Here is a 25,211-nt window from a genome sequence, read left to right on the forward strand (position 1 = left end):
GGCCGGGCCGTAGACCGTGCTCAGCGTCGAGCCCACGACGGCGACGCCGAGGGTGCCGCCGACCTCGCGCACCGTGTCGTTGACCGCGGAGCCGGCCCCGGCCTGGTCGCCGCGCAGTGCGCCCATCACCGCCTCGGTCGCCGGGCTGGTGACCAGCCCCAACCCGGCCGCCATGAGCACCATCGCGAGCACGATCCGGCCCCAGTAGTCGGACTCCAGGGTGGTGCCGGCGGCGACGGCGAACCCGGCGGCCATGGTCAGCAGCCCGGCGGCGACCACGAGCTTCGTCCCCACCGCCCGCATCGCGACGATCGCCAGCGGCGCGGTGACGCCGATGACGGTGGCGAAGGGGAGGGTGGCCACGCCGGCGGCGAGGGTGTCGTACCCGCGGACCGACTGGAAGTACTGGGTGATCATGAAGATGAACCCGAACAGGCTGAAGAAGGCCAGCGCGATCGCGCCGCTGCCGACCGACACCCGCGGGTCGCGGAACAGCCGGACGTCGAGCAACGGCTCGGCGGTGCGCAGCTCGTGGACGACGAAGCCGGCGAGCGCCAGCGCCGCGACCGCGTAGCCGCCCAGCGTGGTCGCCGAGCCCCAGCCGTGCCCGGGCGCCTCGATCGTCGTCCGGACCAGCAGGCCGATGGCGAGCACCGAGGCGGCGGCGCCCACCAGGTCGAAGCGGTGTGCCCGGGCCGCGCGCGACTCGGGGACCACCAGCCGGCCGGCCACCAGGGCGACCGCCGCGATCGGCAGGTTGACCAGGAAGACCGCGCCCCAGGAGAAGTGCTCCAGCAGCAGGCCGCCGGTGACCGGGCCGATGGCCACCGACAGGCCGGTGACCGCGGACCAGACGCCCAGTGCCGTGGCCCGTTCCCGGCGGTCGGTGAACGTGGTGATCAGCAGGGCGAGGGTGGCCGGGTAGATCGCCGCGGCGGCCACGCCCATCGCGGCCCGGCCGGCGATGAGCTGGTCGGTGCTGGTGGCCGCGGAAGCCAGCGCCGAGGTCAGGGCGAAGGCGACCAGCCCGGCCTGGAGCACCCGCCGCCGGCCGAACCGGTCACCGAGCGCGCCGCCGAGCAGCAGCAGCGCGGCGAAGGCCAGCGTGTAGCCGTCGACCACCCACTGCAGGTCGCGGGTGCTGGCCGACAGCTCGCGGCTGATGGTCGGCAGCGCGACGTTGACGATCGTGTTGTCGATGCTGACCAGCAGCACGGACAGGCAGAGCACGGCGAGCACCCACCACCGACGGGTGGCCAGGGCGGTCGGGGGAGTGGTCATCGCGGTCTCCGGTCTGTAGAACAACGTGCCAGAACAGTAGGACGGCGTACTACAACAGGCAAGCGGATCCGTGCAGGAGGATGAGGTCGTGACAGATGTCAGGGCCGGCGCGGGGCGCACCCCCAGCCGCGCGGTCGAGCAGGCGCTGGTCGACGCGGCCGAGCGGGTGCTGGTCCGGGACGGGCTGGGCGCGGTGACCGTGCGGGCCGTCGCCACCGAGGCCGGCGTGGCGCCGATGGGCGTCTACAACCGCTTCGGCAGCAAGGACGGGTTGATCGCCGCCGTGCTGGTCCGCGGCTTCGACGGGCTGCGCGCCGCGGTCACCGCCGACCCCGACCCCGACCCGATCGCCCGGCTGCTGGCCAGCGGTCGCAACTACCGGCGGTTCGCGCTGGCCCAGCCGCAGCACTACGGGGCGATGTTCGGCGGGCGGCCGCTGCTCACCGAGGGCGCCGACGAGCTGGTCGCGCACGCCGCCGCCGCCTTCGAGGCGCTGGTCGACCACGTGCGGTACGCGATGGCCCGCGGCGCGCTGCGCGAGGAGGACCCGACCGAGACCGCTCAGCTGATCTGGAGCTCGGTGCACGGGGCGGTGAGCCTGGAACTCGGTGGTGCGGTGCTCACCCCCGACCCCGCGGTCACCTACGAGTCGCTGCTGCAGCTCATCGTCGACGGGCTCCGCCGACCACACCCCTGAGGGTGAGCCGGCGCACCGTTCGCCGCGACGACGCTCCAGCGCCCCGCCGTCACTGCCGACACCAGCAGAGACGAAAGGGGCCGGTCATGATGACTCTGGCGTGCAGTGCAGTGGCTCAGGCAGGGATGGCAGCGGCGACGGCGTCGCTGGACGACACCCCGGCGGACTCGCTGATGTTCGTGGCCGGCTGGCTCACCACGGCCACCGACCTGACCGCGCAGGCGATGCTGCTGCGCGACCTCGGTGCGAGCTTCGACGTCCTGATCTGACAAAGGACCTCCCTGCCCCTCACCGCTCGCACGCTCGCGGCGGGCCCCTGCAGGCAGGCCTGACCTTCCTCCCCACCCCTCGCACGCTCGGGGCGGGGCCCTGGAAGGGGGCCGTTCCAGGGCCTCACCTGCTCGGCAGGGCGCGGCGGTCGGACCCGAGATCCGCCTGGTCGGCGGCACGCCGCCCGGCGTGCCAGCCGGCCGGGTCGACCGTGCTCCCGCCGCGGCGGCGCAGCGACGGGAAGAGCTCCTCGACCGCGCGGTCGACCTCGGCCGACCGCGCGGCCAGCACCGGCGCCAGCTCGGCGCCGTAGTCGGCCCGGGCCTCGGCGGTCGCCTGCTCGCGCGCCTGGGTGAGCCGCTCCTCGAGCCGCTGGGCGAAGGAGTAGAGGAAGCCGCGGCGGAACGGCGTCGACCGCGCGCGGGCCCCGCCGCTGTGCGCCGCGTCGGCCAGCGCTCGGGCCGCTTGCAGCAGCAGTGAGGTGACCAGCAGCTCCACCAGGTCGACGTCGTCCCGGAAGCCCACCAGGGTGGCGATGCCGAAGGTGGGGAGCAGCACCACGCGGACCCCGTTCGCGGTGCCGACGGCCTGCACGACGGCCGCCTTCGCCTCGGTGTGCGGGTCGTCCAGGTGCAGCCGCCGGGCGACCACGCCGGCCGAAGCGCCGTCCCTCCGCTGGGCCAGCACCGCCGTGTCGATGGCGTGCCGGGCCATCAGCGACTGCGCCTTGGCGGTGAGCGCCTCGGCCTCCTCGGCGAACTCGGTGGACTCGGCCTTGGCCAGCAGCGACCGGATCCGGTGCAGCACCTTGCCGTCGGTCCCGCTGCCCGACGCCTCGACCGGCCACAGCGCAGCGGACCAGCCGCTGGGTGGGGGGAGCAGCTGCTCCAGCCGCGGCAGTGCGCGGAACAGCCCGATCACCCGCAGCACGTCGCGCCAGGCGGCGGCCGGCTCGATCCGTTCGCCCCGCCACCACTCGGTGACCGACCGGTGCCCGGTGGGCAGCGCTGCCAGCTGGGCAGCCCACGCCTCCGGCGGCGCGCCGGCCCCTGCTCCGGCCTCCGCGGCGACCACCGCGGCCACCAGCCGGCCGCCGCGCTGGCTGACCCGCCGGCGCGCGACGTGGACGACGTCGGCCGGCTGCCAGCCGCCCTCCCACAGCCGGGGCAGCGCCTCGGTGAGCACCTGCTGTGCCCGGCCGTCGCTGTCCACGCCGGTGTCCCGACGGACCAGCCGCGCCACCACCGGGTCCAGCTCGGCGGCCTGCACCCCGGGCTCGGCGGCCAGCCGGCCGCCGGCCTGCAGCAGCATCAGCACCTCGTCGGCGGTCATCGGCGGTCCTCTCCTCGTACGTGCGGGGGCCTGGGTGCCCCCGACCAGGGTGCGGCCACCCTCAGCCGCCCCGGCCGGTGCCCGGGCAGCTGTGGACCCGGCCTCCCGTTGTGGACGCCGGCGGGCGGCTCAGGCGCGGGGGTGCACCCGCGAGGCCGCCTCACGGGCGGTGGCCCGGGCGGTGTCGACGTCCTCGGCACGGGCCAGCGCCACGCCCATCCGCCGCCGGGTGAAGCTCTCCGGCTTGCCGAACAGCCGCAGCTCGACCCCGGGCAGCGCCAACGCCTCGTCGACCCCGTCGAAGGTGATCCCGGTGGCCTCGACCCCGCCGTAGACGACCGCCGAGGCGCCCGGGTTGCGCAGCGCGGTGTCCACCGGCAGGCCCAGCAGGGCGCGGGCGTGCAGCTCGAACTCGTTCTGCCACTGCGTCGTCATCGTCACCATGCCGGTGTCGTGCGGCCGCGGGCTCACCTCGGAGAACCACACGTCGTCCCCGCGGACGAAGAGCTCGACGCCGAAGACGCCCAGCCCGCCCAGCTCGGCGGTCACCGCTGCCGAGATCGCCTGCGCGCGGTCCAGCGCCACGGCCGACATCGGCTGCGGCTGCCAGCTCTCCACGTAGTCGCCGGCGTCCTGGCGGTGCCCGATCGGGGCACAGAAGCTCGTGACGGTCTGCCCGTTCCGCAGCGAGCGCACGGTCAGCAGGGTGATCTCGTAGTCGAAGTCGACGAACCCCTCGACGATCACCCGGGTGCCGGCGACCCGGCCGCCGGCCATCGCGTACGCCCAGGCACCGTCGACGTCGGCCGGGCCGTCGAGCTTGCTCTGCCCCTTGCCGGAGGAGGACATCACCGGCTTCACCACGCACGGGAAGCCGACCTCGTCGGTCGCCGCCCGGAGCTCCTCCAGCGAGTCGCAGAACCGGTAGGCGCTGGTGGGCAGGCCGAGGTCCTCGGCCGCGAGCCGGCGGATGCCCTCGCGGTCCATGGTCAGCCGGGCGGCCCGCGCGGTCGGGACGACGCGCACCCCCTCGGCCTCCAGCTCGACCAGCGTCTGGGTCGCGATCGCCTCGATCTCCGGGACGACGACGTCGGGCCGCTCGGCCTCGATCAGTGCCCGCAGCTGCGCCGGGTCGCTCATCGTCAGCGTCCGGGCGTGGTGGGCGACCTGGTGGCCGGGGGCGTCGTCGTACCGGTCGGCGGCGATGGTCTCCACCCCGAGGCGCTGCAGGGCGATCAGCACCTCCTTGGCCAGTTCGCCGCTGCCCAGCAGCAGCACGCGGGTGGCCGAGGGAGACAGCGGAGTGCCCAGGGAGACCATGCGGACAGGCTAGAGAGCGCCCGGCAGCGGATCGGGGCCGGACGGCGGACCGGCCACTGCCAGGGCCGGAAGCCGCCGGTCAGCGCTCCGGGACGTGGCTACGTTGCTCCCGTGACCGACCTCGCCGCCCGCGCCCGCACCCTGCTCGACCTGCACACCGCACCGGAGCTGCTCGTGCTCGCCAACGTCTGGGACGTCGTCTCGGCGACCGTGCTGGCCGGCACCCCCGGCGTCCGGGCGCTGGCCACGGCGAGCCACTCGATCGCCGCCACCTTCGGCCACGAGGACGGCGAACAGCTCCCGCTCGACGTGCACCTGGACATGGTCGCCCGCATCGCCCGCGCCGTGGACCTGCCGGTGTCGATGGACATGGAGGCCGGCTACGGCGATCCGGGGGAGACCACCCGCCGGGCGATCGGGGTCGGCGTCGTCGGCGGGAACCTGGAGGACCAGCTGCGGCCGCTGGACGACGCGGTCGCCGCCGTCGAGGCGGTGCTGCGCGCCGGCCGGGACGCCGGCATCGACTTCGTGCTCAACGCCCGCACCGACGTCTTCCTGCTCGCCGACCCCGCCGCCGACCGGGGCGCGCTGGTCGGCGAGGCGGTGCGCCGCGGGCAGGCCTACCTGGCGGCCGGCGCTCCCGTCGTCTTCGTGCCCGGTGCGGTGGACCGGGAGGAGATCGTGGCGCTGGTCGACGGGCTGGGCTGTAGGCGGGTCTCGCTGATGAGCGTCCCCGGGGTCTCGCCGTCGGGCCACGAGCTGGCCGACCTGGGTGTTGCCCGGGTCTCCACGGGTCCGTTCACCCAGCGAGTGGCGCTGACCGCGCTGCAGGACGCGGTCGTCGAACTCGTCGCCGGCGGCACCCTCCCGCCCACCACCCGCCCCCTCACCTGACCCGCCGCGCGCGCTGCGGCAGCGCCCTCGAGTGACAGCTGAGCGGGCTTCCCGGTCCGCGGATCCCCGCTCAGCTGTCACTCGGCGGGCACGACCGGGGGTGAGCTGGGACACGCTCGGTGGCTGGGGTGGGAGTTCGGGCGGAGCATCGGGGGAGGACGTCGACGACGACGAGAGAGAAGGCACCGCCGCCATGACCGATCTGCTCCTGCCTGCCGACTTCTTCGGTTTCCAGACACTGCTGTCCGATGACGAGCAGAAGGAACTGCTCGCGCTGCGCGAGTTCCTCGAGTCGGAGATCAAGCCGCGCGTCAACGCCGCCTGGGCCTCCGCCGAGTTCCCGCACGACCTCATCCCGAAGTTCGCCGAGGCCGACATCGTGGGCCGCTCCTACGACTGGGAGGGCCGCCCGCGCGCCTCCCGGCTGTACACCGGCTTCCAGGCGATGGAGCTGTCCCGGGTCGACCCGTCGATGGCCACCTTCCTGGGTGTGCACAACGGCCTGGCGATGGGCTCGATCATGATCCTCGGCTCGGAGGAGCAGCGGCAGCGCTGGATCCCGTCGATGATGCAGATGCAGACGATCGGCGCCTTCGGGCTGACCGAGCCGGAGGGCGGTTCCGACGTCGCCCGCGGCATGCGCACCACCGCCCGGCGGGACGGCGACTCCTGGGTGCTCAACGGCGCCAAGCGCTGGATCGGCAACGGCACCTTCGCCGACGTCGTGGTGGTCTTCGCCCGGGACGAGGCCGACGACCAGGTGAAGACCTTCGTCGTGGAGAAGGGCACCCCCGGCTTCACCGCCACGAAGATCGAGGACAAGTTCGCGCTGCGCACGGTGCAGAACGCCGATCTGACCTTCACCGACTGCCGCATCCCCGCGGAGAACAAGCTCGAGGACGGCAACACCTTCAAGGACGTCAACAAGGTGCTCAAGGTGACCCGGGGCGGGGTGGCCTGGAGCGGCGTCGGCTGCCAGCTGGGCGCCTACGAGGTGGCCGTGGCCTACGCCAAGGAACGCCACCAGTTCGGCAAGGCGATCGGTTCCTTCCAGCTGATCCAGGACCTCCTCGCCCGGATGCTGGGCAACGTCACCGCCAGCCTCGGGATGACCGTCCGGCTGTCCCAGCTGCAGGAGACCGACGACCTGCGCGACGACCAGGCAGCGCTGGCCAAGAGCTACGTCACCAGCCGCGGCCGGGAGACCGTCGCCTGGGCCCGCGAGCTGTTCGGCGGGAACGGGATCGTGCTGGAGAACGACGTCATCCGGTACTTCGCCGACGCCGAGGCCCTCTACTCCTACGAGGGCACCCGTGAGATGAACACCCTCATCGTCGGCCGCTCGATCACCGGGATGAGCGCCTTCGTGTGAGCCCTGCGGCTCACCCCTCCGGGGCGGTGGGCCCGGTCAGGGGTGCAGGACCGCCCAGCTGACGACGATCACCAGGTGGGGCGCCCCTGTGGCTCTCCGGACGGAAGGGCCAGGGCCAGACTCGGTCCTGGGAACGACAGCTGCATCCGACGACGAGGCCCGGCCCCCGAGGGGGACCGGGCCTCGTTGTCGTCGTGGTCCCTGAGGTCAGACCCGACCGGGAGGCGTCCGCCCCCGTGGGGCGGACGGAGACGCACGACGGGCCCCGGTGCAGTTGCACCGGGGCCCGTCGGGGAGTCGCCGTGGTCAGGAGGAGGCGTGCCCCTGGACCGTCTGCTTGGAGTCCTTCGTCTTGCCCTGGACGTCCGAAGCAGCGGACTGGCCCTCGGACTTGACCGTCTCGACGCCGTCCTGAGCGGTCGACTTGACCGACTCCATGGCGTCCTGCGCGGCCGGCTTCAGGTTGTCGCCCATCTCCTGCGCGACGTTCTTCGCCTGGTCGACGAGCGGCTGCTTGTTCTCGTTGAACGCGGTCTCCGCCTGCGAGGCCAGCTGCTTCTCCTTCTCGCTGGTCGGCAGGAGCGAGGAGACCAGCCAGCCCACACCGAAGGCGATGAGGCCAGCGGCGAGCGGGTTGCCCTGCGCCTGGCGCTGCAGCGTGTCGGGCGCCTGCTGGACGGCGTCCTTCGCGTTGTGCGCGGCACCCTGCACGCTGCCGGCGGCGTTGTGCGCCGCGCCCTGGGCCTGGCCCTGGGCGTGGGAGGCGCGGTTGCCCACCTGGTCGCGGGTGTCGTGCGCGGCCCCGAAGACCTTGTCCTTGAGGCCGGACATGCCGCTCTTGGCCTTGCCGACGCGGCGGTCCATCACCCGCGTCGGGTTGACCTTCTCGTTGAGCGCGTCCACGTCGTAGCTGAGGTTGGCGCGGGTGTCCTCGATCTCGCGCCGGATCACATCCGGGTCACTGCTGGTCATGTCGTTCTCCTTGGGGGAGTAGCTGTGGAGGAGGTCAGTGGGGCTTGAGCGCGCTGGGCACCTGCTGGAGCGTGTCGACCGTCTGCTCGGGCTTCGGGTTGACCTCCTTCAGCCGGCTGAAGTCCACCTGCTTGAGCCGCTTGGGGTCGACCTGCTTGAGCTTCTTGCGGCCCACCGAGTAGAGGACCGCGCCGACGATCGCCCAGAGCACACCGACGATCAGGGCGGCGAGACCGGCATCCATGAAGTTCTCCAGGCCCCACCAGAGCGCGAAGCTCAGGAACAGCGCGACCATGTAGCCGGCGAAACCGGCGCCGCCGAGCATCCCGGCGCCCTTGCCGGCCTTGGCCGCCTCTTCCTTGGCGATCGCGCTGGCCTTGTTGGCCTCTTCCTTGGCGATGGCGGTGGCGCGGTTCGCCTCGGCCCGGAGCTCGGCCTTGGCGAGCTCGAGCTCCTGGCGCATCAGCGTCGAGAGGTCCTTGCTCACCTCGCCGAGCAGCTGGCCGACCGAGATGTCCTCGATCGCGGGGTGGCCTTCGTCGGTCATCGGCTGGGCCGTGTTCCCGACGTGCTGTGCACCGTGGTCATCGGGGCTCGGCGGGGCGGCGTAGCCGGTCGCGCCGCTCTGTGCGTACCCGGTCCCGGGCTGGCCGTACGGCTGGGCCCCCTGACCGGTCGGGTTGCTCATCGACGACCCTCGCCCGGGGTGCGAGCCGGGTCGTCCCAGCCGGCTGCGGTGGTCGGGGGCACGCTGGCGTCCTCCGGGGGCACCGTGCCGTACGGCGGCGGGGGGACCGTCCCGGTGGTGCCGGTGCTCGCGTAGCCGGCGGCCGGGGTGTCGGCGACGTAGTTCGTGCCGGCGGTCTCGGTCGCGTAGGCGTCGGGGGAGTACGTGTCCGTGGCGTACGGCGAGGCCGTGCCGGTGCGCTGCTGGCCACCGTTGCCCGAGGAGTTCTCGTCCTTGTGCGCGGCGACCACACCGGTGGTCAGCCGACCCGCGACGATGCCGGCCACGGCTGCACCGAGCATGAAGGCACCCGGCTTGCGGCGGGCGAACCGGCGGACCTCGTCGACCAGGTCGCCGGGCTCACGGTCCTGCAGCCAGCCCGCGAGCTCCTCGACCTTGTCCCCGGCCTGGCGGACCAGGTCGGCAGCCGGGCCGGAGGGGGTCTGGTCGCTGCCGTCGACCATGGTGCGCAGCTGCTGGGCGATGTCGCTCAGCCCCTGGCCGGCCTTCTGCTGACCGCCCCGGACCTGCTCCTGGAGCTGCGACCGGCCCTGCTGCACGAGGTCCTGCGCCTGGCGCTTGGTCTCCTGGGTGACCTGCTTGGCCTGGTCGGCTGCGGTCCCGGCGACCTGGCTGCCGGCCTGCTGTGCGGTGTGCCCCACGTCGCGGGCCTGGTCCTTCGCGACGTCGGACGTCTTCGACTCGCCGGATGTCCCCGGCGTGCCACTCGTGGCGGGCTGCCTCGGTGTGTCGATGGAGTGGGTCATCGTTCCTCCTCGTCCTGCATGGGATGTACGTGGTCTGTCGTCGAACCCTGGGCGTCCATGCCCGTCGACCACACCCGCTCCAGCGCCGACCCAGGAGGTCGGGTGGCATGCTCGCTGGCGGGGCGGCGTGTGGGCACGTGCGTGCCCGGGTCGAGAGAACATCGGGGGGCCCCACCGTGGCCTCGGTGGGACGCCGTTCCGCTGGACAGCTGTTACCCCCGGGAGTCAGCAGCACAAACGGCCATTTCCGGAATTCGCCGGTCCGCGGACGGGGCCTGAGCGCTGTCGGTGTCGCCGCGTAGGGTCACCCGGGCGAAGGCAAGGCAAGCCTTCCCTGACCCCGAGGAGGCCGTCGTGGCCAGTCCGACGAAGAGCGACCGGGTGCGCCGCACCCGCGTGGCCCGGGTGGGCGAGGTGCTGCGCACCTCCCGTGTCACCCCGCACATGATCCGGGTCGTCCTGGGCGGCGAGGGCCTGGCCGGCTTCGCGGCCGACGAGTTCACCGACCACTACGTGAAGCTGCTCTTCCCCCCGGCCGGGGCCCCCTACGGCGTCCCGTTCGACCCCGACCAGGTCCGCGCCGAGCTGCCGGCCGAGCTGTGGCCGGTCACCCGCACCTACACCGTGCGGGTCTGGGACGCGGCCGCGGGCGAGCTGACGATCGACTTCGTGCACCACGGTGACACCGGCCTGGCCGGGCCGTGGGCGGCGAACGCGCGGCCCGGCGACCGGATCCAGCTGTCCGGCCCCGGCGGTGCGTACACCCCGAGCCCGGACGCCGACTGGCACCTGCTGGTCGGTGACGAGAGCGCGCTGCCGGCGATCGGCGCCGCCCTGCCCCGGCTGCCCGCCGGCGTGCCCTCCTTCGTCTTCGTGGAGGTCGAGGGCCCGGCCGAGCAGCAGTCGGACCTCCCGCTGGACGACGCGGTCACCGTCGTCTGGGTGCACCGTGGGGACGGCGCTCCGGGGGAGGCCCTGGTGACCGCGGTGAAGGCGGTTCAGCTGCCGGCCGGCACGGGGCACGTGTTCGTGCACGGGGAGGCGGGCCTGGTGAAGGAGCTGCGGCTGCACCTGCGCACCGAGCGCGGGCTCGACCCGGCGTTCACCTCGATCTCCGGCTACTGGCGGCAGGGGCGCACCGAGGACCGCTGGCAGGCGGAGAAGCCGGAGTGGAACGCCGAGGTCGAGGCGGCCGAACAGGCGCTCGCCGCCGGCTGAGCGGCGTCCGACCTCGGACCGTGGCCGGCGGTGTCCCGCTGGACCCGGGTGACGTGGTGCCGCTCCCCTCAGCCGAGGTCGTCGGTGCCGAAGGTGTCGCACTGCGCCGGGTCACCGGTGGCGTAGCCGGTGCTGAACCACTGACGGCGCTGCTCCGAGGAGCCGTGGGTGAACGCGTCCTCGTCGACGGTGCCGCCGCCGAGCTCGGTCTGGATGAAGTCGTCGCCGATCCGCCCGGCGGTGTCCAGGGCGCGGTCGATGTCGTCGTCGGTGATCTCCGCGATCAGCGGTGCACCGGAGTCGTCGGGCACCGACTCGGCGGCGTACGCCCAGGTGCCGGCGTAGCAGTCGGCCTGCAGCTCCAGGCGCACGGTGCCGCTGGTGGGCCGGGCCTCCCCAGGGGTGACCAGCCGGCTGGTGCCCAGCAGGGTCTGCACGTGGTGGCCGTACTCGTGGCCCAGCACGTAGGCGTTGACGAACGCGCCGCCCTCGGCGCCGAACCGGGTCTGCAGGTCGTCGAAGCAGCTCAGGTCGATGTAGACCTGCTCGGCGGCCGGGCAGTAGAACGGGCCCACACCGCTGGTCGCCCCGCCGCAGCCGGTCTGCACGGTGCCGGCGAAGAACACGGTGTCCGCCGGGCGGTGGTCGGGGCCGAGAACGGCGCTCCAGTGGTCCTGGATCGACTCGATGTCGGCCACCGCCTCCCCGCCCTCGGCGGTCCTGCACGCCCGAGGTGTCCAGCCGGGCGTTCTCACGGAACCTCATCGGGTGGGGACCTCCTGGTCGGCGGTGGACGGGGTGGAGGTGACCTCGACCGAGCCGCGCACCTCGACCATGGACTCACTGGACTGCGCGGAGCACTCTGCCCGGGCCGCTACGGCCGCGCACGCCGACGTCGTGCGGCCGGTCGGCGCCGGGCCCTAGGGTCGCGTCATGCCCGTCGACGGTGAGTACGAGCCGAGTCCGGAGAAGTGGGTCCGCGACCAGGTGGAGGTCTACGAGCGCACCGGTGGCCGGGAGGGCAACACGCTGCCCGGCCGCACCGAGCCGGTCGTCGTCTTCACCACCCGCGGCGCCAAGAGCGGCAAGGTCCGCAAGAACCCGCTGATGAAGGTCGAGCACGACGGCGTCTACGCGATGGTCGCCTCCCAGGGCGGCGCGCCGAAGCACCCGACCTGGTACTTCAACCTCAGGGCGCACCCCGACGAGGTCACCGTGCAGGACGGCGACCGCGTCTGGGACGGCGTGGCGCGTGAGGTCACCGGCGAGGAGAAGTCGGTGTGGTGGGAGCGGGCGGTCGCGGCGTTCCCCGACTACGCGGAGTACCAGCGCAAGACCGACCGGGAGATCCCGGTCGTGCTCGTCGAGCCGAAGAGCTGAACGCCCACGGTCCGGTCGTCGTCGTCACCGGGGCCAGCGACGGCATCGGTGCGGCCGCGGCCCGCCGGCTGCACCGCAGCGGCGCCCAGGTGGTGGTGGTCGGCCGGTCGCCGGAGAAGACCGCCGCGGTCGCCGCCGAGCTGGACGGCGCCCGGTCGGCGACCGTCGACCTCGCCCGGCTGGACGACGTCCGGCGGCTGGCTGCCGAGCTGGCCGAGCTGCCCCGGATCGACGTCCTCGCGCACAACGCCGGGGCTTCCTTCGCCCGGCGCGAGCTGACCGAGGACGGCCACGAACGGACCGCCCAGGTCGACCACCTCGGGCCCTACCTGCTCACCCGGCTGCTCGAGGACCAGCTGCGCGCCTCGGGAGCGCGGGTGGTGACCACCTCGTCGTTCATGCACTGGGCCGGCGGGGCGCGGCGCGGTCACCTGCTCGACCGGGTCGGCCCCCACCTCGCCAGCCGCGCCTACGCCCGGGCGAAGTGGTGCAACGTGCTGTTCACCCGGGAGCTGGCCCGCCGGTGGGCCCCGGAGGTCAGCGCGACGTGCTTCGACCCGGGCGCGGTCGCCTCGTCGTTCGGGACGACCTCCGGCGGCATCACCGGCCTGGTGTTCCGGACGCCGCTGACCGCCTTCATGCGGACCCCGGCCCAGGGCGCGGACACCCTGGTCTGGCTGGCCACCGCGGACGACGGCTGGCGCAACGGCGGGCACCACGCGGACCGGTCACCGGCCTGGACGGCGCCGTCGGCCAGGGACGACGCCCGGGCCCGCGAGCTGTGGGAGGTGTCGGCGCGACTGGTGGGCCTGCCGGCCTGAGTCGGCCCGCCGCCGGCGGGCCCACCCCGGACTCAGGAGAAGCCGACCACCGCGTGCGGGGTGTAGGGCTCCTCGAGCCGGGCGATCTCCTCCGCCGACAGCCGCAGCTCCACCGCCGCGACCGCGTCGTCCAGGTGGCGGTCCTGGGTGACGCCGACGATCGGCGCGGTCACCACCGGCTTGCTGAGCACCCAGGCGAGGGCGACCTGCGCCCGGGGCACCCCACGGGCCTCCGCGACCTCGGCCACCCGCCCGACGATCACCCGGTCCTCGTCGTTGTAGAGCCTGCTGCCGAACTCGTCGGTCTCCGACCGGTTGGTCTGGGAGTCCCAGTCGCGGGTCAGCCGGCCGCGGGCCAGCGGGCTCCACGGGATCACCCCGATGCCCTCGTCGGCGCAGAGCGGCAGCATCTCCCGCTCCTCCTCGCGGTTGAGCAGGTTGTAGTGGTCCTGCATGGACACGAACCGGTGCCAGCCGTGCTCGCCGGCCCGGTGCAGCGCCTTGCTGAACTGCCAGGCCCACATGCTGGAGGCGCCGAGGTAGCGCACCTTCCCCGAGCGCACCGCGGAGTCCAGCGCCTCCAGCGTCTCCTCGATCGGCGTCGCCGGGTCCCAGCGGTGGATCTGGTACAGGTCGACGTAGTCGGTGCCCAGCCGGGTGAGGCTGGCGTCGAGCTCGGCCAGGACCGCCTTGCGGGAGAGCCCGGCGCCGTTCGGCCCCGGCCGCATCCGACCGTGCACCTTCGTCGCCAGGACGACGTCCTCCCGGTCGGCGAAGTCGCGGATCGCGCGGCCGGTGATCTCCTCGCTGGAGCCGGCCGAGTAGACGTTCGCGGTGTCGAAGAAGGTGATCCCGGCGGCGAGCGCCTTCTCGATGACGGCCCGGCTCTCCTCCTCGGGCAGGCTCCACGGGTGCCCGCCGCGGGCGGGGTCGCCGAAGCTCATCATCCCGAGACAGAGGCGGGACACCTGCAGGCCGGTGCTGCCCAGACGCGTGTACTCCATGGCCTCTCCTTCCCCCGGCGTGGCCGCGCGCAACCCCGGGCGGCCGAGCTCAGGGCAGCTCGGCGTACCGCTCCTGCACGGCGGCCAGCACCGTCGCGGGCAGCTCGGTGAACGGCTCCAGCTCGATCGCCCGGGCCTTGCCGCGGCCCACCCGCCAGACGCCCACGACGCGACCCCGGTGCACCGCGGTGGCCCGGAACACCCCGTTCTTGCCGGGCACGATCCGGTCGGCGAACGCGGCCGGCACGGTGCAGCTGCGGTCGGCGTAGCCGAGCACCAGCTCGTCGAAGCCGGGCAGCAGGTGCACGCCGTCGGCCTCGGCGCGGGCGGCGGCGAGCCGGGCGGGCGTGGCCGGGTCCAGCCAGTGCTCGGTGCCGTCGACGACGAGGCGCTCCAGCTGCGGTGCGGCGATCGCCAGCCCGGCCTTGACGTCGCGGACGAGGACCCCGGCCCAGCGGACCAGGTCCGGCACGGCCGCCGGGCCGTGCGAGGTGAAGAACCGCAGGGCCAGCTCGCCGAGGGCCTCCTCGCGCTCCAGGCTGCGGGGGCTGGGCACCCACTCGTCGAGCAGCACGAACTGCTGGTCGCCGTCGGCGGTCGGGCCGAGCACCAGCGTGCCGGTCTGGGACAGGTACCAGAGCAGGTGGTAGCCGCGTTGACCGGTCGTGGGCACGCCGCCGGTCGAGATCGCGGCGAGGAGCTCGGCCCGGGACGACCGTCCACCGCCACTGAGCGCATCGACGGCCAGCTCCCGTGCCCGCTCGATCTCGGCGTCGGTGATGCCCAGTGCTGCCCGTCTGGCGGACGCGCCGGCCAGGACCCGCGGGCCGAGCAGCTCCAGCATCCAGGGCAGGTCCTCGGCGGCGGTGAGGTGCAGCGTGCCGCGCATCGGCCAGGACCGGACCACCTCGCCGGCGTCCAGCGCGGCCTGGACCGCGGCCCGCGTGCCACCGACGGTGCGCAGCGCGACCGAGGTCAGCGCACCGGGCAGGTCCTGCCCCTGGACGGCGGTCGACCAGCGCACCGCCTCGGCCGGGGTCGGGCACCGTTCACCGATCAGCCGCTGCGCCGCCATCCGCAGCTGGGCCAGCTCCACCGTCATGCCGACACCCTGGCAGCCGGTGCCGACAGTGCGGGTCGGCGCACGGTCCGGTCAGCGGACCAGGTGCAGGTAGACCAGGTCCTCGGCGTCGGGCTCGGTGGTGAGCGGGTCGAACCCGACCGCGGTCGCCGTCCGCAGGCTGGCGGTGTTGTCCGGCTCGATGCCGAGCACGAACTGCTCGACGTCGGCCAGCGCGTCGGCCGTGCCCAGGGCCCGCAGCGTGGCCGCCCCGTACCCGCGGCGCCAGCGGGCCGGGTCGACCACGTACGCGGCGCCCATCGTGCGGCGCTCGTCGACGGCGGTGACCCGGTTGGTGGCCGGGTCCCACTGGGTCCAGCGGTCGTAGACGTCACCGCCGATCAGCGCGACCGGGTCGCCGTCGGCGTCCAGCGCGACGCAGGAGTGCGCGCGCAGCACGGTCCGGCCGCGGAACTCCTCGCCCCGGGCGGCGGTGCGCAACGCCAGCTCGCGCTCGGGCCAGCTGCGGCCGCCCAGCCGCCGCCGCACCACCGGGTGGTCGAACCAGGGCAGCACCCGCGGCAGCAGCTCGGGCTCGAACGGCACCAGCCGGGGCGTCGGACATGCGGGCACCTCCTCACCCTGCAACACCGTCACGGCGACGTCATCCGGAGGCAACGACGGGCCCCTAACGTCGCAGGCTCGCCGGGGAGAGGAAGCCGATGACCACCATCCCGCTGGTCGACCTGACCCCGTGGACCGCCGGTGACCCGGACGCCCGGCGGAGGGTGGCCACCGACGTCGACCGGGCCCTGTGCGAGGTCGGCGTCCTGATGCTCACCGGCCATCCGATCAGCTCCGCCCTCCTCTCCTGCGTGCGGGAGGAGGCGCGGTCCTTCTTCGCGCAGCCGCCGGCCGTCAAGGCGGCGCTGGCCTGCTTCCCGGGTGGGCGCGGTTGGGTGCCCCCTGGTCCCGCCCGCAGGTCCGCGCCGCCGCCGGACCTCAAGGAGCAGTTCGGCTTCGGCCCGGAGCCCCGACCCGATCCCGGTGCCTGGCCGGCGGGCACCCCCAGCCTGCGGCCGGCCGCGACCGCCTTCGCCGTCCGCTGTGCAGCGCTCGCCGCGGAGCTGCTGCGGGTCCTCGCCCTGGCGCTGGACCTGGACGAGGAGTTCTTCGTGTCGCGCTGTCCCGCGGACGCCTGGTGCGCCGACCTCACCTGGCACCCGGGACGGGAGGCCGTCGGGTCGGTGGCGCCGGGTCAGCTGCGGGTCGGCCCGCACACCGATGACGGCGTGCTGACGCTGACCGACCGCCAGGCCGGGCTGGGTGGGCTGCAGATCCGCACGCCGGACGGCGCGTGGGTCGACGCACCGCACGTGCCCGGTGCGCTCACCGTCAACGCCGGGGACCTGCTGGCCCGCTGGACCGGCGACCGCTGGCGCTCCGCGCCGCACCGGGTGCTGCCGCCGCCGGTCGAGGCCCCCGCCGAGGAGCTGCTCTCCCTCGCGCTCCGCCAGGACGCCGATCCGCTCGCCGTCGTCGAACGGCTGCCCACCGCAGCGGCCGGGCCCACCCGCTACCCGCCGGTGACCGTCGGGGAGTTCCTCCGGGAACGGCGGGAGTCCGTCCCCGTCGGCTGACGTCGTACCGTGCTCGCATGATGGGGATGGGCAACCTCGGCCCGGAGGGACGACGCCGGCAGCGGCTGGTCGCCGGGATCATCGTGGCGGCGATGCTGCTGGCCGCCGGAGCGGTGCTGTTCAGCGGCGTCCTGTGACCGACGGCGACCCGGACGTCGACGCCTGGTTCGCCGCAGCCGGCTCGCGGGAGGCCGAGCTGCGGGCCACCGACGCGCTGGTGCAGGCCGCCGCGCCCGGCATCGACCGCCAGCTCGTGCCGATGGGTAGTGGGCAGGTGCTCGGGTACGGCCTGATGCCCTACCGGCCGCGGTCGGCGAAGGAGACCACGACGTGGCCGCTGATCGCACTGGCGGCGCAGAAGCGGCACATGTCGCTCTACGTGTCGGCCGTCGTGGACGGCGCCTACCTGGCCGAGTCGCGGGCGGCGCAGCTGGGGAAGGTGTCCTGCGGCAAGAGCTGCATCCGCTTCACCTCCCTGGACGAGGTGGACACGGCCGCGCTGGACCAGCTGCTGCGCGACGCCGTGGCCAGCACCGACCGCGGGGAGAACGGCTTCTCCGGCTGACCCGCCCGTCCCAGCGGAGCGAGCACCTCGTCGTCGCCCTCCGCAGCCGGACCGGGTCCTAGGTCCCTGGTGGGTGTGCCGGCGGCGGGGCAGCCTGGTGCCGGAGCAGGACCCCGGGGGACGGGCCGGTCGGCGGCGCGCGGGGCACGAGCACCGGAGGGCCCACGATGCCGTTGGCCGTGCTGCACACCGTCACGCCCGACCCCGCCGTCGACCTGGCGGTCGACCGGCTGGCCGACGAGTTCGGGGAGCGGCCCCAGGTGGTCCGGCCCGTGGTGCAGGAGTGCAGGCGGCAGCTCAGCGGGGCTCCGGCCGGGGCGCTGCCCGAGCTCGTCGAGCGGCTCGCCCGGCACCGCCTCCGGGGCCCGGTGGACTGACCGCCGGGAACCCGATGGCGCCGTCGGCGATGATGGCGGGCATGGGCTACGTCGACGTCACCGGCATCCGGTTCACTCTGCCGGACGGGCGGGTGCTCCTGGACGACGTCTCCTTCCGGATCGGGGAGGGCGCCTGCGCCGCGCTGGTCGGGGAGAACGGCGCCGGCAAGACCACGATGCTCCGGATCATCAGCGGTGACCTGACGCCGGACGCCGGTTCGGTGGCCCTCATCGGCGGGCTGGGCGTCATGCGCCAGTTCATCGGCTCGGTGCGCGACGACACCACCGTCCAGCGCTTCCTCGTCGGCCTGGCGCCGCCCGCCGTCCGGGACGCCTGGCACGCCGTCGAGGACGCCGAGCTGCGGATGATGGAGGCGGACGACGAACCCACCCAGATGGCCTACGCCACCGCGCTGGCCCACTGGGGCGACGTCGGCGGCTACGACGTCGAGGTCACCTGGGACACCGTCACGGTCGCCGCGCTCGGCGTGCCCTACGACAGCTGCAAGTACCGCGAGCTGAACACCCTCTCCGGCGGGGAGCAGAAGCGGCTGGCCCTGGAGTGCCTGCTCCGCGGACCCGACCAGGTGCTGCTGCTCGACGAGCCGGACAACTACCTCGACGTCCCCGGCAAGCGGTGGCTGGAGGAGCGGCTGATCGAGACCCGCAAGACGGTGCTGTTCGTCAGCCACGACCGGGAGCTGCTGGCCCGGGTCGCCGACCGGGTGGTCACCGTCGAGGGCGGGACGGCGTGGGTGCACGGCGGCAACTGGGGGAGCTACCCCGCCGCCCGGACCGCCCGGCACGAGCGGATGGCCGAGCTGCGCAAGCGCTGGGACGAGGAGCACGAGCGGCTCATCGACCTGGTCCGCACGCTGCAGCAGCAGGCCAAGAACTCCCCGGCCATGACCTCGACGTACCACGCGATGCAGACCCGGCTGGCCAAGTTCGAGGCGGCCGGGGCACCGCCGGAGCCACCGACGGAGCAGCACGTGGCGATGCGGCTGCGGGGTGGTCGTACCGGGGTGCGGGTGGTGATGGCCGAGCAGCTGGAGCTGTCCGGGCTGATGGGCGCCTTCGACCTGGAGGTCGAGTACGGCGACCGGGTCGCCGTCCTGGGGTCCAACGGGGCCGGCAAGTCGCACTTCCTGCGCCTGCTGGCCGGTCAGGACGTCGCGCACACCGGGAACTGGCGGCTCGGGGCGCGCGTCGTCCCCGGGTTCTTCGCCCAGACCCACGCCCACCCCGAGTGGCTGGACCGCACGCTGGTCGACCTGCTGTGGCACGGGGAGCCGGGGCGCCCGGGCGTCGACCGCGGCCGGGCGATGGCCGCGCTGCGCCGGTACGGGCTGGCCCCCTCCGGTGACCAGCTGTTCCGCTCGCTGTCCGGTGGTCAGCAGGCCCGGTTCCAGGTGCTGCTGCTGGAGCTCTCCGGCGCCACCCTGCTGCTGCTGGACGAGCCGACCGACAACCTCGACGTGCTGTCGGCGGAGTCGTTGGAGGAGGCGCTGGACGCCTTCGACGGCACGGTGGTCGCGGTGACCCACGACCGCTGGTTCGCCCGCAGGTTCGACCGGTTCCTGCTGTTCGGCGCGGACGGGCGCGTGCGCGAGGTGCCCGAGCCGGTGTTCGACGAGGGCCGCGTCCAGCGCGCCCGCTGAACGCCCTCGTCCCCTGATGATCAGGTCACCTGGTCCCGTGGGTACCTACCTGGTGGTGTGCCGACCGGTAGGTGCCCCTACGACCAGGTGACCTGATCGTGGGGCGGGGGCGCCGCGGGTCAGAGGTCGGGGTCGAGGGTGCCGTCACCGCCGATCCGGTCCAGCTCGGTCAGCTCCTCGGGGCCGAGCACCCGGGCCGCCGCCTCCAGGTTCTGCTCCAGGTGGGCGACCGAGGAGGTGCCCGGGATGAGCAGCAGGTTGGGGGAGCGGGCCAGCAGCCAGGTCAGCGCCACCTGCATGGGCGTGGTCTCCAGCCGGCGGGCCACCGTCTCCAGCGCCGCCGACTGCAGTGGCGAGAAGCCGCCGAGCGGGAAGAACGGGACGTAGGCGACGCCGTCCCGGGCCAAGGCGTCGACCAGCGGGTCGTCGGCCCGGTGGACCAGGTTGTAGTGGTTCTGCACGCAGACCACCGGGGCGATGCCGCGGGCCTCGGCGACCATCTGCGGCGTCACGTTGCTGACCCCGATGTGCCGGACCAGCCCCTCCTGCTGGAGGCCGGCGAGGGCCTCCATCGGCTCGGCCAGTGAGCGCTGCACCGGCTCGGCGAACCCGGGCATCCGCAGGTTCACCACGTCCAGCACGTCGAGCCCCAGGTGGTCGAGGTTGTCGCGCACCGCCTGCCGCAGCTCGTCGGCGCCCAGCGCCTCGGGCCAGTCGCCCTCCGGCGTCCGGCGGGCACCGACCTTGGTGACGATGGTGAGCTGTTCCGGGTAGGGGTGCAGCGCCTCGCGGATGATCTCGTTGGTCACGTGCGGGCCGTAGTAGTCGCTGGTGTCGATGTGGTCGACGCCCAGTTCCACCGCGCGGCGCAGCACCGCCACGGCGCCGTCCCGGTCGGCCGGCGGACCCATCACGTGCGGGCCGGCGAGCTGCATGGCGCCGTAGCCGATGCGGTGCACCGTGCGGTCACCGAGGGCGAACTGACCGGACTTCTCGGCTGTCGTCGTCATGGGCGGTGCCTACCCGCGGGCGTCGGGCGTGCACACCGTCAGGCGGCGCGGAGCGGGACGGGGTCCTCCATCGGGGTCGCGACCGTCGCTCCGGCGGCGGCGTCGCGGGCCGTCTCGGCCCGCTGGCTGCGCAGCGCGATCACCGACAGGCCCGCGCCCAGCAGCGCCAGCACCGCCCCGACCCACATCGGCGCGCGGTAGCCCCAGCCGGCGGTGAGGGTGGCCGCGCCCAGGGCTGCGCCGAGGGCGTTGGCCGCGTTGAACGCGCCCTGGTTGGCTGCCGACACCATGCTGCCGCCCTGGACCCGGGCCGCCTCGATCGCCCGGTTCTGCACCACCGGCCCGCCGGAGAAGGTGATCGCGCCGAAGAGCACGAGCAGGACGACGGCGGCGACCTGGTTCACCACCACGACGGTGAACACGGCGAGGAGCGCGGCGGTGACCAGCAGGCCGACGGTGACGAAGGCGAAGCCGTACCGGTCGCCCAGCCGGCCGCCGAGCAGGGTGCCCACGGTGGTGCCCACCCCGAACAGCGCGAGCACGACGGTGACCCGGCTCTCGGGCATCCCGGCGAGGTCGGTGAGGATCGGGCTCACGTAGCTGTAGACCGAGAACAACGCGGCGAAGCCGATGGTGGTCACACCCAGGGTGAGCCAGACCTGACGCCGACGGAAGGCGCCCAGCTCCTGCCGGAGGTCGGTGGGCGCGGCGGCCACCCGTGGCATCCACGCAAGCAGCCCGGCGATGGTGAGCAACCCGATCGCCGCAGTACCGCCGAACACCAGCCGCCAGCTGAGCTGCTGGGCGACGAACGTGCCGATGGGGACGCCGATGACGTTGGCCAGGGTCAGCCCGACGAACATCAGCGAGATCGCCTGGGTGCCCTTCTCCTTGGCCACCAGCCCCCGGGCTGCGACGGCCCCCACGCCGAAGAACGAGCCGTGCGCCAGCGCGGTGACCACCCGGGCCGCCATCAGCGTCTCGTAGGTCGGGGCGACCGCGGAGAGGGTGTTGCCGACGGTGAAGACCACCATCAGGCCGATGAGCGTCTGCCGCGGGGTGAACCGCACGCCCAGCGCGGTCAGCGTCGGTGCCCCGATGACGACCCCGAGGGCGTAGGCGCTGATCAGGATCCCGACCGCGGCGACCGAGACGGAGAAGTCCTCGGCCACCTGGGGGAGCATGCCCATGATCACGAACTCGGAGGTGCCGATGCCGAAGGCACCGATGGACAGGGCGAGCAGCGCGCGGGGCACGGCGGGGCTCCTCAGGGGCGGTGCGGGGACGGCGGGGACGGCGCCCCGGTCCAGCCAAGAGCAGTGGCACCGGTTGCGCTGCCCCGGACGCACATGAGGCTGGTCACGTCGCCACGCGCGCCACGGGCCGCGCCGGGACACCAGTCCCGTGCGCGGCCCGTGGACGTGCAGGTCAGGGCTGCAGCAGCACCTTCACCGCGCCGTCCTGCTTCTGCCGGAAGGTCTCGTACGCCTGGGGCGCCTGCTCCAGCGGCACGCGGTGCGTGGCGAAGGAGTCGACGCCGAGCGGGTCGGCGTCGGTGAGCAGCGGCAGGATGTCGGGCACCCAGCGCCACACGTTGGCCTGGCCCATCCGCAGTTCGATCTGCTTGTCGAACATCCGCATCAGCGGCATCGGGTCGGTCGCCCCGCCGTAGACGCCCGACAGCGAGATGGTGCCGCCGCGGCGCACGGCCTCGATCGCGGTGTTCAGCGCGGCCATCCGGTCCGCGCCGGCCACCGTCATGACCTTCTCCATGATGGCGTCGGGCACCAGGGCGCTGGCCTTCTGGGCGAACTTCGCGCCGGGGGAGCCGTGCGCCTCCATGCCGACGGCGTCGATCACGGCGTCCGGGCCGCGGCCGTCGGTCTTGTCGCGCACCCAGGCGACGACGGCGGCCTGCTCGGTGGAGTCCAGGACGTCGACCCCGTTGGCGCGGGCCCGGGCCAGCCGCTCGGGCACGACGTCCGCGGCGAGGACCTGGGAGGCACCGAGGTGCTTGGCGATCCGGGTGGCCATGTCACCGATCGGGCCGAGGCCGAGCACCAGCACCGACCCGCCGGGGACGACGCCGGCGTACTGCACGGCCTGCCAGGCGGTGGGCAGCACGTCGGAGAGGTAGACGAAGCGGTCGTCGGCCGGGCCCTCGGGCACCTTGATCGGCAGCGTGTTGCCGAAGGGCACCCGCAGGTACTCGGCCTGGCCGCCGGGCACCTGCCCGTAGAGCTTGGTGTAGCCGAACAGCGAGGCGCCGAAGCCCTGCTCGCGGTTCTGCGTCGTCTCGCACTGGCTCTGCAGGCCCTGGTCGCACATCCAGCAGGTGCCGCAGGAGATGTTGAAGGGGACGACGACCCGGTCGCCGGCCTTGAGCTCGGTGACGCCGGGCCCGACCTCGCGGACGATGCCCATCGGCTCGTGGCCCAGGACGTCACCGACGGTCATGAACGGGGCCATGACCTCGATCAGGTGGAGGTCCGAGCCGCAGATCCCGCTGGAGGTGATCTGCACGATCACGTCGGTGGGGTCCTTGATCTCGGGGTCGGGGACGGTGTCGACCCGGACGTCGTCGCGGCCGTGCCAGGTGACTGCGCGCATGGGAGGAACTCCTCGGATCGGGGTGCTCCGGGCGGCCGCGACGTCGGTCAGCAGGCCGTTCTCCGGGGCGTGACGTTCCTCGCTCCTACCCATCACGGCGCGTTCGATTCCTCGGCAGCATGCAGTGATGACGTGACAGAGGGTGCTCATTTGGCACTAAGTGTTGTGACCTCGATCACTTGACCGGTCGTGCGTACCCCTCGGCTCACATCTCGAACCCATCACGGCGTGTTTACATGGGCCCCGCTTTTGCACTGCCCCCACTCGAATCGCCCCCGACGGAAAGACAGGTGCATGGACCAGCGACACCCCGCCCGGCTGGACGACGAAGGGGCGGTGCGCCCGATCGGCACCGATGGCGGGTCCGTCGCCACCCCGCCGTCCGACCGCAGCGGGGTGCTGGCTCCCGTGCTGGCCGTCTGCCGAGCCGTCCGTCACCCGCGCCGCCTCGTCGCCGGTCGTCCGGCGCTGTTCGTGGCCGCCGCGGTCATCGGGGTGACCGGCCTGGGTCTCACCGCAGCGGGCGCGCCGTCCCCGGTCGCCCGGGCGGCGGGCGAGGAGCCGGTCAGCGTCGCCGAGGAGCTGGGCATGGTCGCCGACGAGCAGCCCGCGCTCACCGGTGCGGCGGCTGCCGCCCGGCTGCAGGAACTGGCCGCCACCCGCGCCCAGCGCGAGGACGCCGAGGCCGCCGCGGCCCAAGTGCAGGCCGAGGCGGACCGGGTCGCGTCCGAGGCTGCCGCGGCAGCGGCCGCGGCGGCCGCCGCGGCCGCCGAGGAGGCGGCTCGCCCCACGGCCGTGCTCCCGGTGCAGGGCCGCCTGACCAGCCAGTTCGGCTCCCGCTGGGGCACGCTGCACGCCGGCATCGACTTCGCCGCACCGCTGGGCACCCCGGAGTACGCGGTGATGGACGGCGTCGTGCTCCGGGCCGGCGCGGCCAGCGGCTTCGGGCTGGCGGTCTACATCCAGCACGCCGACGGCGACGTCTCCGTCTACGGCCACATGCAGGAGATCCTGGTCCAGGAGGGGCAGACCGTGCGGGCGGGCGACACCATCGCCCTGCTGGGCAACGAGGGGCAGTCGACCGGGCCGCACCTGCACTTCGAGGTGCACGACGGCGGCCTCGACGGCCCCCGGATCGACCCGCTCCCGTGGCTGCGCGAGCGCGGCGTCGCGATCTGAGGCGCGCCCCCTGATCCCGACCCGCGAGAAGGGGAGGGGCGGTGGCTCCTGGCGTTCTGACCCCACATGCGGCATCGTGCATGTGAGGAAGCGGAACAGCTGAGGGGACGTCGATGGGTCACGACCACGGTGCGGGGCACGGTGCCGGCACCACGGCGGCCGGGCACCGCGGACGGCTGGCGATCGTCCTGGCCCTCACCGCCTCGGTCTTCGTGTTCGAGCTCATCGGGGCGCTGATCTCCGGTTCACTGGCCCTGCTCGCCGACGCCGCGCACATGGCCACCGACGCGCTGGGCATCGGGATGGCCCTGGGCGCCGTCACCCTGGCCCAGCGCCCTGCCCGCGGCCGGCGGACCTTCGGCTGGCAGCGCATGGAGGTGCTCGCCGCGGTCGGCAACGGCCTGCTGCTGCTCGCGGTCGGTGGGTACGTGGTGGTGGAGGCGGTCCGCCGGATCGGGGACCCGCCCGACATCCACTCCGGCTGGATGCTGGGCGTCGCCCTCGTCGGCCTGGCGGTCAACATCGGGTCGCTGGCGCTGCTCCGGTCCGGCCAGCGTGAGTCGCTGAACACCCGCGGTGCGTACCTCGAGGTGCTCGGGGACGCGCTGGGCTCGGTCGCGGTGATCGTCGCCGCCGTCGTCATCCTCACCACCGGGTGGACCGGGGCCGACGTCGTCGCCTCGTTCGCCGTCGGGGCGCTCGTGCTGCCCCGTGCCTGGTCGCTGCTGCGGGAGGCGCTGGACGTGCTGCTGGAGGCTGCGCCCAAGGGGGTCGACCTCGAGCAGGTCCGCGACCACGTGCTCGGCGTCCCCGGTGTCCTGGACGTGCACGACCTGCACGCCTGGACGATCACCTCGGGACTGCCGGTGCTCTCCGCCCACGTGGTCGTCAGCGACGAGGCGCTGGCCGACGGGCACGGCGGCCGGGTGCTGGACGCGCTGTGTCACTGCCTGGGTGACCACTTCGACCTGGAGCACTGCACCTTCCAGCTCGAGTCACCCAGCCATCGCGGCCACGAGTCGCCCGTCCACGACTGACGGTGCCGCCTGACGGC

25 protein-coding genes and 1 pseudogene are annotated in these 25,211 nt (G+C 73.8%); 13 read left to right on the top strand and 13 right to left on the bottom strand.

Annotation, left to right across the window (positions count from 1 at the left end; translation table 11 throughout):
• Positions 1-30: 30 nt before the first annotated feature.
• A pseudogene (locus O2V61_RS05145) lies at positions 31-1,281 on the bottom strand (DHA2 family efflux MFS transporter permease subunit); the annotation flags it as partial.
• An 88-nt stretch (positions 1,282-1,369) separates the two neighbouring features.
• Here O2V61_RS05145 and O2V61_RS05150 point away from each other — a divergent pair.
• Positions 1,370-1,978 carry a TetR/AcrR family transcriptional regulator gene (locus O2V61_RS05150; protein WP_269182246.1) on the top strand — a complete coding sequence of 203 codons (609 nt, stop codon included), beginning with the start codon at positions 1,370-1,372 and terminating at the stop codon, positions 1,976-1,978.
• 125 nt (positions 1,979-2,103) lie between these two features.
• Complete coding sequence (locus O2V61_RS05155) at positions 2,104-2,247, top strand: hypothetical protein (RefSeq protein WP_269157432.1); 144 nt, start codon at positions 2,104-2,106, stop codon at positions 2,245-2,247.
• Positions 2,248-2,371: 124 nt separating this feature from the next.
• On the opposite strand, the gene O2V61_RS05160 is transcribed toward O2V61_RS05155, so the two are convergent.
• Positions 2,372-3,580, bottom strand: coding sequence for a DUF2786 domain-containing protein (locus O2V61_RS05160; RefSeq protein ID WP_269182247.1), 1,209 nt, complete (start codon positions 3,578-3,580; stop codon positions 2,372-2,374).
• A 129-nt stretch (positions 3,581-3,709) separates the two neighbouring features.
• Positions 3,710-4,900 (bottom strand): formate-dependent phosphoribosylglycinamide formyltransferase, encoded by a 1,191-nt coding sequence (purT, locus tag O2V61_RS05165; protein ID WP_269182248.1) that lies wholly within the window; start codon positions 4,898-4,900, stop codon positions 3,710-3,712.
• Positions 4,901-5,011: 111 nt separating this feature from the next.
• Here purT and O2V61_RS05170 point away from each other — a divergent pair, with 111 nt between their 5' ends.
• Positions 5,012-5,794 (top strand): isocitrate lyase/PEP mutase family protein, encoded by a 783-nt coding sequence (locus O2V61_RS05170; RefSeq protein WP_269182249.1) that lies wholly within the window; start codon positions 5,012-5,014, stop codon positions 5,792-5,794.
• Positions 5,795-5,987: 193 nt separating this feature from the next.
• A complete protein-coding gene (locus tag O2V61_RS05175) occupies positions 5,988-7,166 on the top strand; it encodes an acyl-CoA dehydrogenase family protein (protein ID WP_269171208.1) in 1,179 nt (392 codons plus the stop codon).
• Between the two features lie 306 nt (positions 7,167-7,472).
• Here O2V61_RS05175 and O2V61_RS05180 read toward each other — a convergent pair whose 3' ends face one another.
• The 3 genes from O2V61_RS05180 to O2V61_RS05190 are packed head-to-tail and all read right to left on the bottom strand — an operon-like array spanning position 7,473 to position 9,632.
• Entirely contained in the window at positions 7,473-8,138 is a 666-nt protein-coding gene (locus O2V61_RS05180) for a DUF3618 domain-containing protein (protein WP_269182250.1), read from the bottom strand.
• Positions 8,139-8,172: 34 nt separating this feature from the next.
• Positions 8,173-8,826, bottom strand: coding sequence for a phage holin family protein (locus O2V61_RS05185; RefSeq protein WP_269182251.1), 654 nt, complete (start codon positions 8,824-8,826; stop codon positions 8,173-8,175).
• The gene (locus O2V61_RS05190) at positions 8,823-9,632 is read right to left on the bottom strand and encodes a hypothetical protein (RefSeq protein WP_269182252.1); all 810 of its coding nucleotides are present in this window, start codon (positions 9,630-9,632) and stop codon (positions 8,823-8,825) included. The genes O2V61_RS05185 and O2V61_RS05190 overlap by 4 nt, the downstream gene beginning before the upstream one ends.
• Positions 9,633-9,986: 354 nt before the next feature.
• Between O2V61_RS05190 and O2V61_RS05195 the strand changes: the two genes are divergently transcribed.
• On the top strand, positions 9,987-10,850 hold the full coding sequence (locus O2V61_RS05195) for a siderophore-interacting protein (RefSeq protein ID WP_269182253.1): 864 nt from the start codon (positions 9,987-9,989) through the stop codon (positions 10,848-10,850).
• Positions 10,851-10,918: 68 nt separating this feature from the next.
• On the opposite strand, the gene O2V61_RS05200 is transcribed toward O2V61_RS05195, so the two are convergent.
• Positions 10,919-11,548, bottom strand: coding sequence for a neutral zinc metallopeptidase (locus tag O2V61_RS05200; protein WP_269182254.1), 630 nt, complete (start codon positions 11,546-11,548; stop codon positions 10,919-10,921).
• Positions 11,549-11,783: 235 nt separating this feature from the next.
• Here O2V61_RS05200 and O2V61_RS05205 point away from each other — a divergent pair, with 235 nt between their 5' ends.
• Entirely contained in the window at positions 11,784-12,230 is a 447-nt protein-coding gene (locus O2V61_RS05205) for a nitroreductase family deazaflavin-dependent oxidoreductase (protein ID WP_269182255.1), read from the top strand.
• Complete coding sequence (locus O2V61_RS05210) at positions 12,134-13,051, top strand: SDR family NAD(P)-dependent oxidoreductase (RefSeq protein ID WP_269182256.1); 918 nt, start codon at positions 12,134-12,136, stop codon at positions 13,049-13,051. Before O2V61_RS05205 ends, O2V61_RS05210 begins: the two co-directional genes overlap by 97 nt.
• Before the next feature lie 32 nt (positions 13,052-13,083).
• On the opposite strand, the gene O2V61_RS05215 is transcribed toward O2V61_RS05210, so the two are convergent.
• Genes O2V61_RS05215 through O2V61_RS05225 form a run of 3 tightly spaced genes read right to left on the bottom strand, consistent with a single transcriptional unit; the run spans position 13,084 to position 15,772 of the window.
• Complete coding sequence (locus O2V61_RS05215; RefSeq protein WP_269182257.1) at positions 13,084-14,055, bottom strand: aldo/keto reductase; 972 nt, start codon at positions 14,053-14,055, stop codon at positions 13,084-13,086.
• A gap of 49 nt (positions 14,056-14,104) precedes the next feature.
• Positions 14,105-15,157, bottom strand: coding sequence for a winged helix DNA-binding domain-containing protein (locus O2V61_RS05220; RefSeq protein ID WP_269182258.1), 1,053 nt, complete (start codon positions 15,155-15,157; stop codon positions 14,105-14,107).
• 51 nt (positions 15,158-15,208) lie between these two features.
• Positions 15,209-15,772, bottom strand: a complete 564-nt coding sequence (locus tag O2V61_RS05225) for a GNAT family N-acetyltransferase (RefSeq protein ID WP_269182259.1) — start codon at positions 15,770-15,772, stop codon at positions 15,209-15,211.
• A 65-nt stretch (positions 15,773-15,837) separates the two neighbouring features.
• Here O2V61_RS05225 and O2V61_RS05230 point away from each other — a divergent pair, with 65 nt between their 5' ends.
• From O2V61_RS05230 to O2V61_RS05245, 4 genes are all read left to right on the top strand, one after another.
• Positions 15,838-16,755, top strand: a complete 918-nt coding sequence (locus O2V61_RS05230; RefSeq protein WP_269182260.1) for an isopenicillin N synthase family dioxygenase — start codon at positions 15,838-15,840, stop codon at positions 16,753-16,755.
• Positions 16,756-16,888: 133 nt separating this feature from the next.
• A complete protein-coding gene (locus O2V61_RS05235; protein WP_269182261.1) occupies positions 16,889-17,320 on the top strand; it encodes a DUF1801 domain-containing protein in 432 nt (143 codons plus the stop codon).
• A gap of 167 nt (positions 17,321-17,487) precedes the next feature.
• Positions 17,488-17,697, top strand: a complete 210-nt coding sequence (locus O2V61_RS05240; RefSeq protein ID WP_269182262.1) for a hypothetical protein — start codon at positions 17,488-17,490, stop codon at positions 17,695-17,697.
• A gap of 14 nt (positions 17,698-17,711) precedes the next feature.
• On the top strand, positions 17,712-19,358 hold the full coding sequence (locus O2V61_RS05245; RefSeq protein ID WP_269182263.1) for an ABC-F family ATP-binding cassette domain-containing protein: 1,647 nt from the start codon (positions 17,712-17,714) through the stop codon (positions 19,356-19,358).
• 119 nt (positions 19,359-19,477) lie between these two features.
• On the opposite strand, the gene O2V61_RS05250 is transcribed toward O2V61_RS05245, so the two are convergent.
• The 3 genes from O2V61_RS05250 to O2V61_RS05260 form a co-directional block, all read right to left on the bottom strand.
• The gene (locus tag O2V61_RS05250) at positions 19,478-20,368 is read right to left on the bottom strand and encodes an oxidoreductase (RefSeq protein WP_269182264.1); all 891 of its coding nucleotides are present in this window, start codon (positions 20,366-20,368) and stop codon (positions 19,478-19,480) included.
• Positions 20,369-20,406: 38 nt separating this feature from the next.
• A complete protein-coding gene (locus O2V61_RS05255; protein ID WP_269182265.1) occupies positions 20,407-21,624 on the bottom strand; it encodes an MFS transporter in 1,218 nt (405 codons plus the stop codon).
• A 172-nt stretch (positions 21,625-21,796) separates the two neighbouring features.
• Complete coding sequence (locus tag O2V61_RS05260) at positions 21,797-22,978, bottom strand: zinc-dependent alcohol dehydrogenase (protein ID WP_269182266.1); 1,182 nt, start codon at positions 22,976-22,978, stop codon at positions 21,797-21,799.
• Positions 22,979-23,272: 294 nt separating this feature from the next.
• On the opposite strand from O2V61_RS05260, the gene O2V61_RS05265 reads away from it, so the two are divergent.
• Both O2V61_RS05265 and O2V61_RS05270 read left to right on the top strand, forming a co-directional pair.
• The gene (locus O2V61_RS05265; protein WP_269182267.1) at positions 23,273-24,157 is read left to right on the top strand and encodes a M23 family metallopeptidase; all 885 of its coding nucleotides are present in this window, start codon (positions 23,273-23,275) and stop codon (positions 24,155-24,157) included.
• Positions 24,158-24,270: 113 nt separating this feature from the next.
• Positions 24,271-25,194, top strand: a complete 924-nt coding sequence (locus O2V61_RS05270) for a cation diffusion facilitator family transporter (RefSeq protein ID WP_269182268.1) — start codon at positions 24,271-24,273, stop codon at positions 25,192-25,194.
• Positions 25,195-25,211: the final 17 nt, after the last annotated feature.

Source organism: Modestobacter sp. VKM Ac-2985, from assembly GCF_026967925.1.
Lineage (GTDB): Bacteria > Actinomycetota > Actinomycetes > Mycobacteriales > Geodermatophilaceae > Modestobacter.

Bases quoted from the DNA above. Each gene is read 5' to 3' on its own strand.
- O2V61_RS05155 (WP_269157432.1), top strand. From the start codon at position 2,104: ATGGCAGCGGCGACGGCGTCGCTGGACGACACCCCGGCGGACTCGCTG.
- O2V61_RS05160 (WP_269182247.1), bottom strand. From the start codon at position 3,580: ATGACCGCCGACGAGGTGCTGATGCTGCTGCAGGCCGGCGGCCGGCTG.
- purT (WP_269182248.1), bottom strand. From the start codon at position 4,900: ATGGTCTCCCTGGGCACTCCGCTGTCTCCCTCGGCCACCCGCGTGCTG.
- O2V61_RS05175 (WP_269171208.1), top strand. From the start codon at position 5,988: ATGACCGATCTGCTCCTGCCTGCCGACTTCTTCGGTTTCCAGACACTG.
- O2V61_RS05180 (WP_269182250.1), bottom strand. From the start codon at position 8,138: ATGACCAGCAGTGACCCGGATGTGATCCGGCGCGAGATCGAGGACACC.
- O2V61_RS05185 (WP_269182251.1), bottom strand. From the start codon at position 8,826: ATGAGCAACCCGACCGGTCAGGGGGCCCAGCCGTACGGCCAGCCCGGG.
- O2V61_RS05190 (WP_269182252.1), bottom strand. From the start codon at position 9,632: ATGACCCACTCCATCGACACACCGAGGCAGCCCGCCACGAGTGGCACG.
- O2V61_RS05205 (WP_269182255.1), top strand. From the start codon at position 11,784: ATGCCCGTCGACGGTGAGTACGAGCCGAGTCCGGAGAAGTGGGTCCGC.
- O2V61_RS05215 (WP_269182257.1), bottom strand. From the start codon at position 14,055: ATGGAGTACACGCGTCTGGGCAGCACCGGCCTGCAGGTGTCCCGCCTC.
- O2V61_RS05220 (WP_269182258.1), bottom strand. From the start codon at position 15,157: ATGACGGTGGAGCTGGCCCAGCTGCGGATGGCGGCGCAGCGGCTGATC.
- O2V61_RS05230 (WP_269182260.1), top strand. From the start codon at position 15,838: ATGACCACCATCCCGCTGGTCGACCTGACCCCGTGGACCGCCGGTGAC.
- O2V61_RS05240 (WP_269182262.1), top strand. From the start codon at position 17,488: ATGCCGTTGGCCGTGCTGCACACCGTCACGCCCGACCCCGCCGTCGAC.
- O2V61_RS05245 (WP_269182263.1), top strand. From the start codon at position 17,712: ATGGCGCCGTCGGCGATGATGGCGGGCATGGGCTACGTCGACGTCACC.
- O2V61_RS05250 (WP_269182264.1), bottom strand. From the start codon at position 20,368: ATGACGACGACAGCCGAGAAGTCCGGTCAGTTCGCCCTCGGTGACCGC.
- O2V61_RS05260 (WP_269182266.1), bottom strand. From the start codon at position 22,978: ATGCGCGCAGTCACCTGGCACGGCCGCGACGACGTCCGGGTCGACACC.
- O2V61_RS05265 (WP_269182267.1), top strand. From the start codon at position 23,273: ATGGACCAGCGACACCCCGCCCGGCTGGACGACGAAGGGGCGGTGCGC.
- O2V61_RS05270 (WP_269182268.1), top strand. From the start codon at position 24,271: ATGGGTCACGACCACGGTGCGGGGCACGGTGCCGGCACCACGGCGGCC.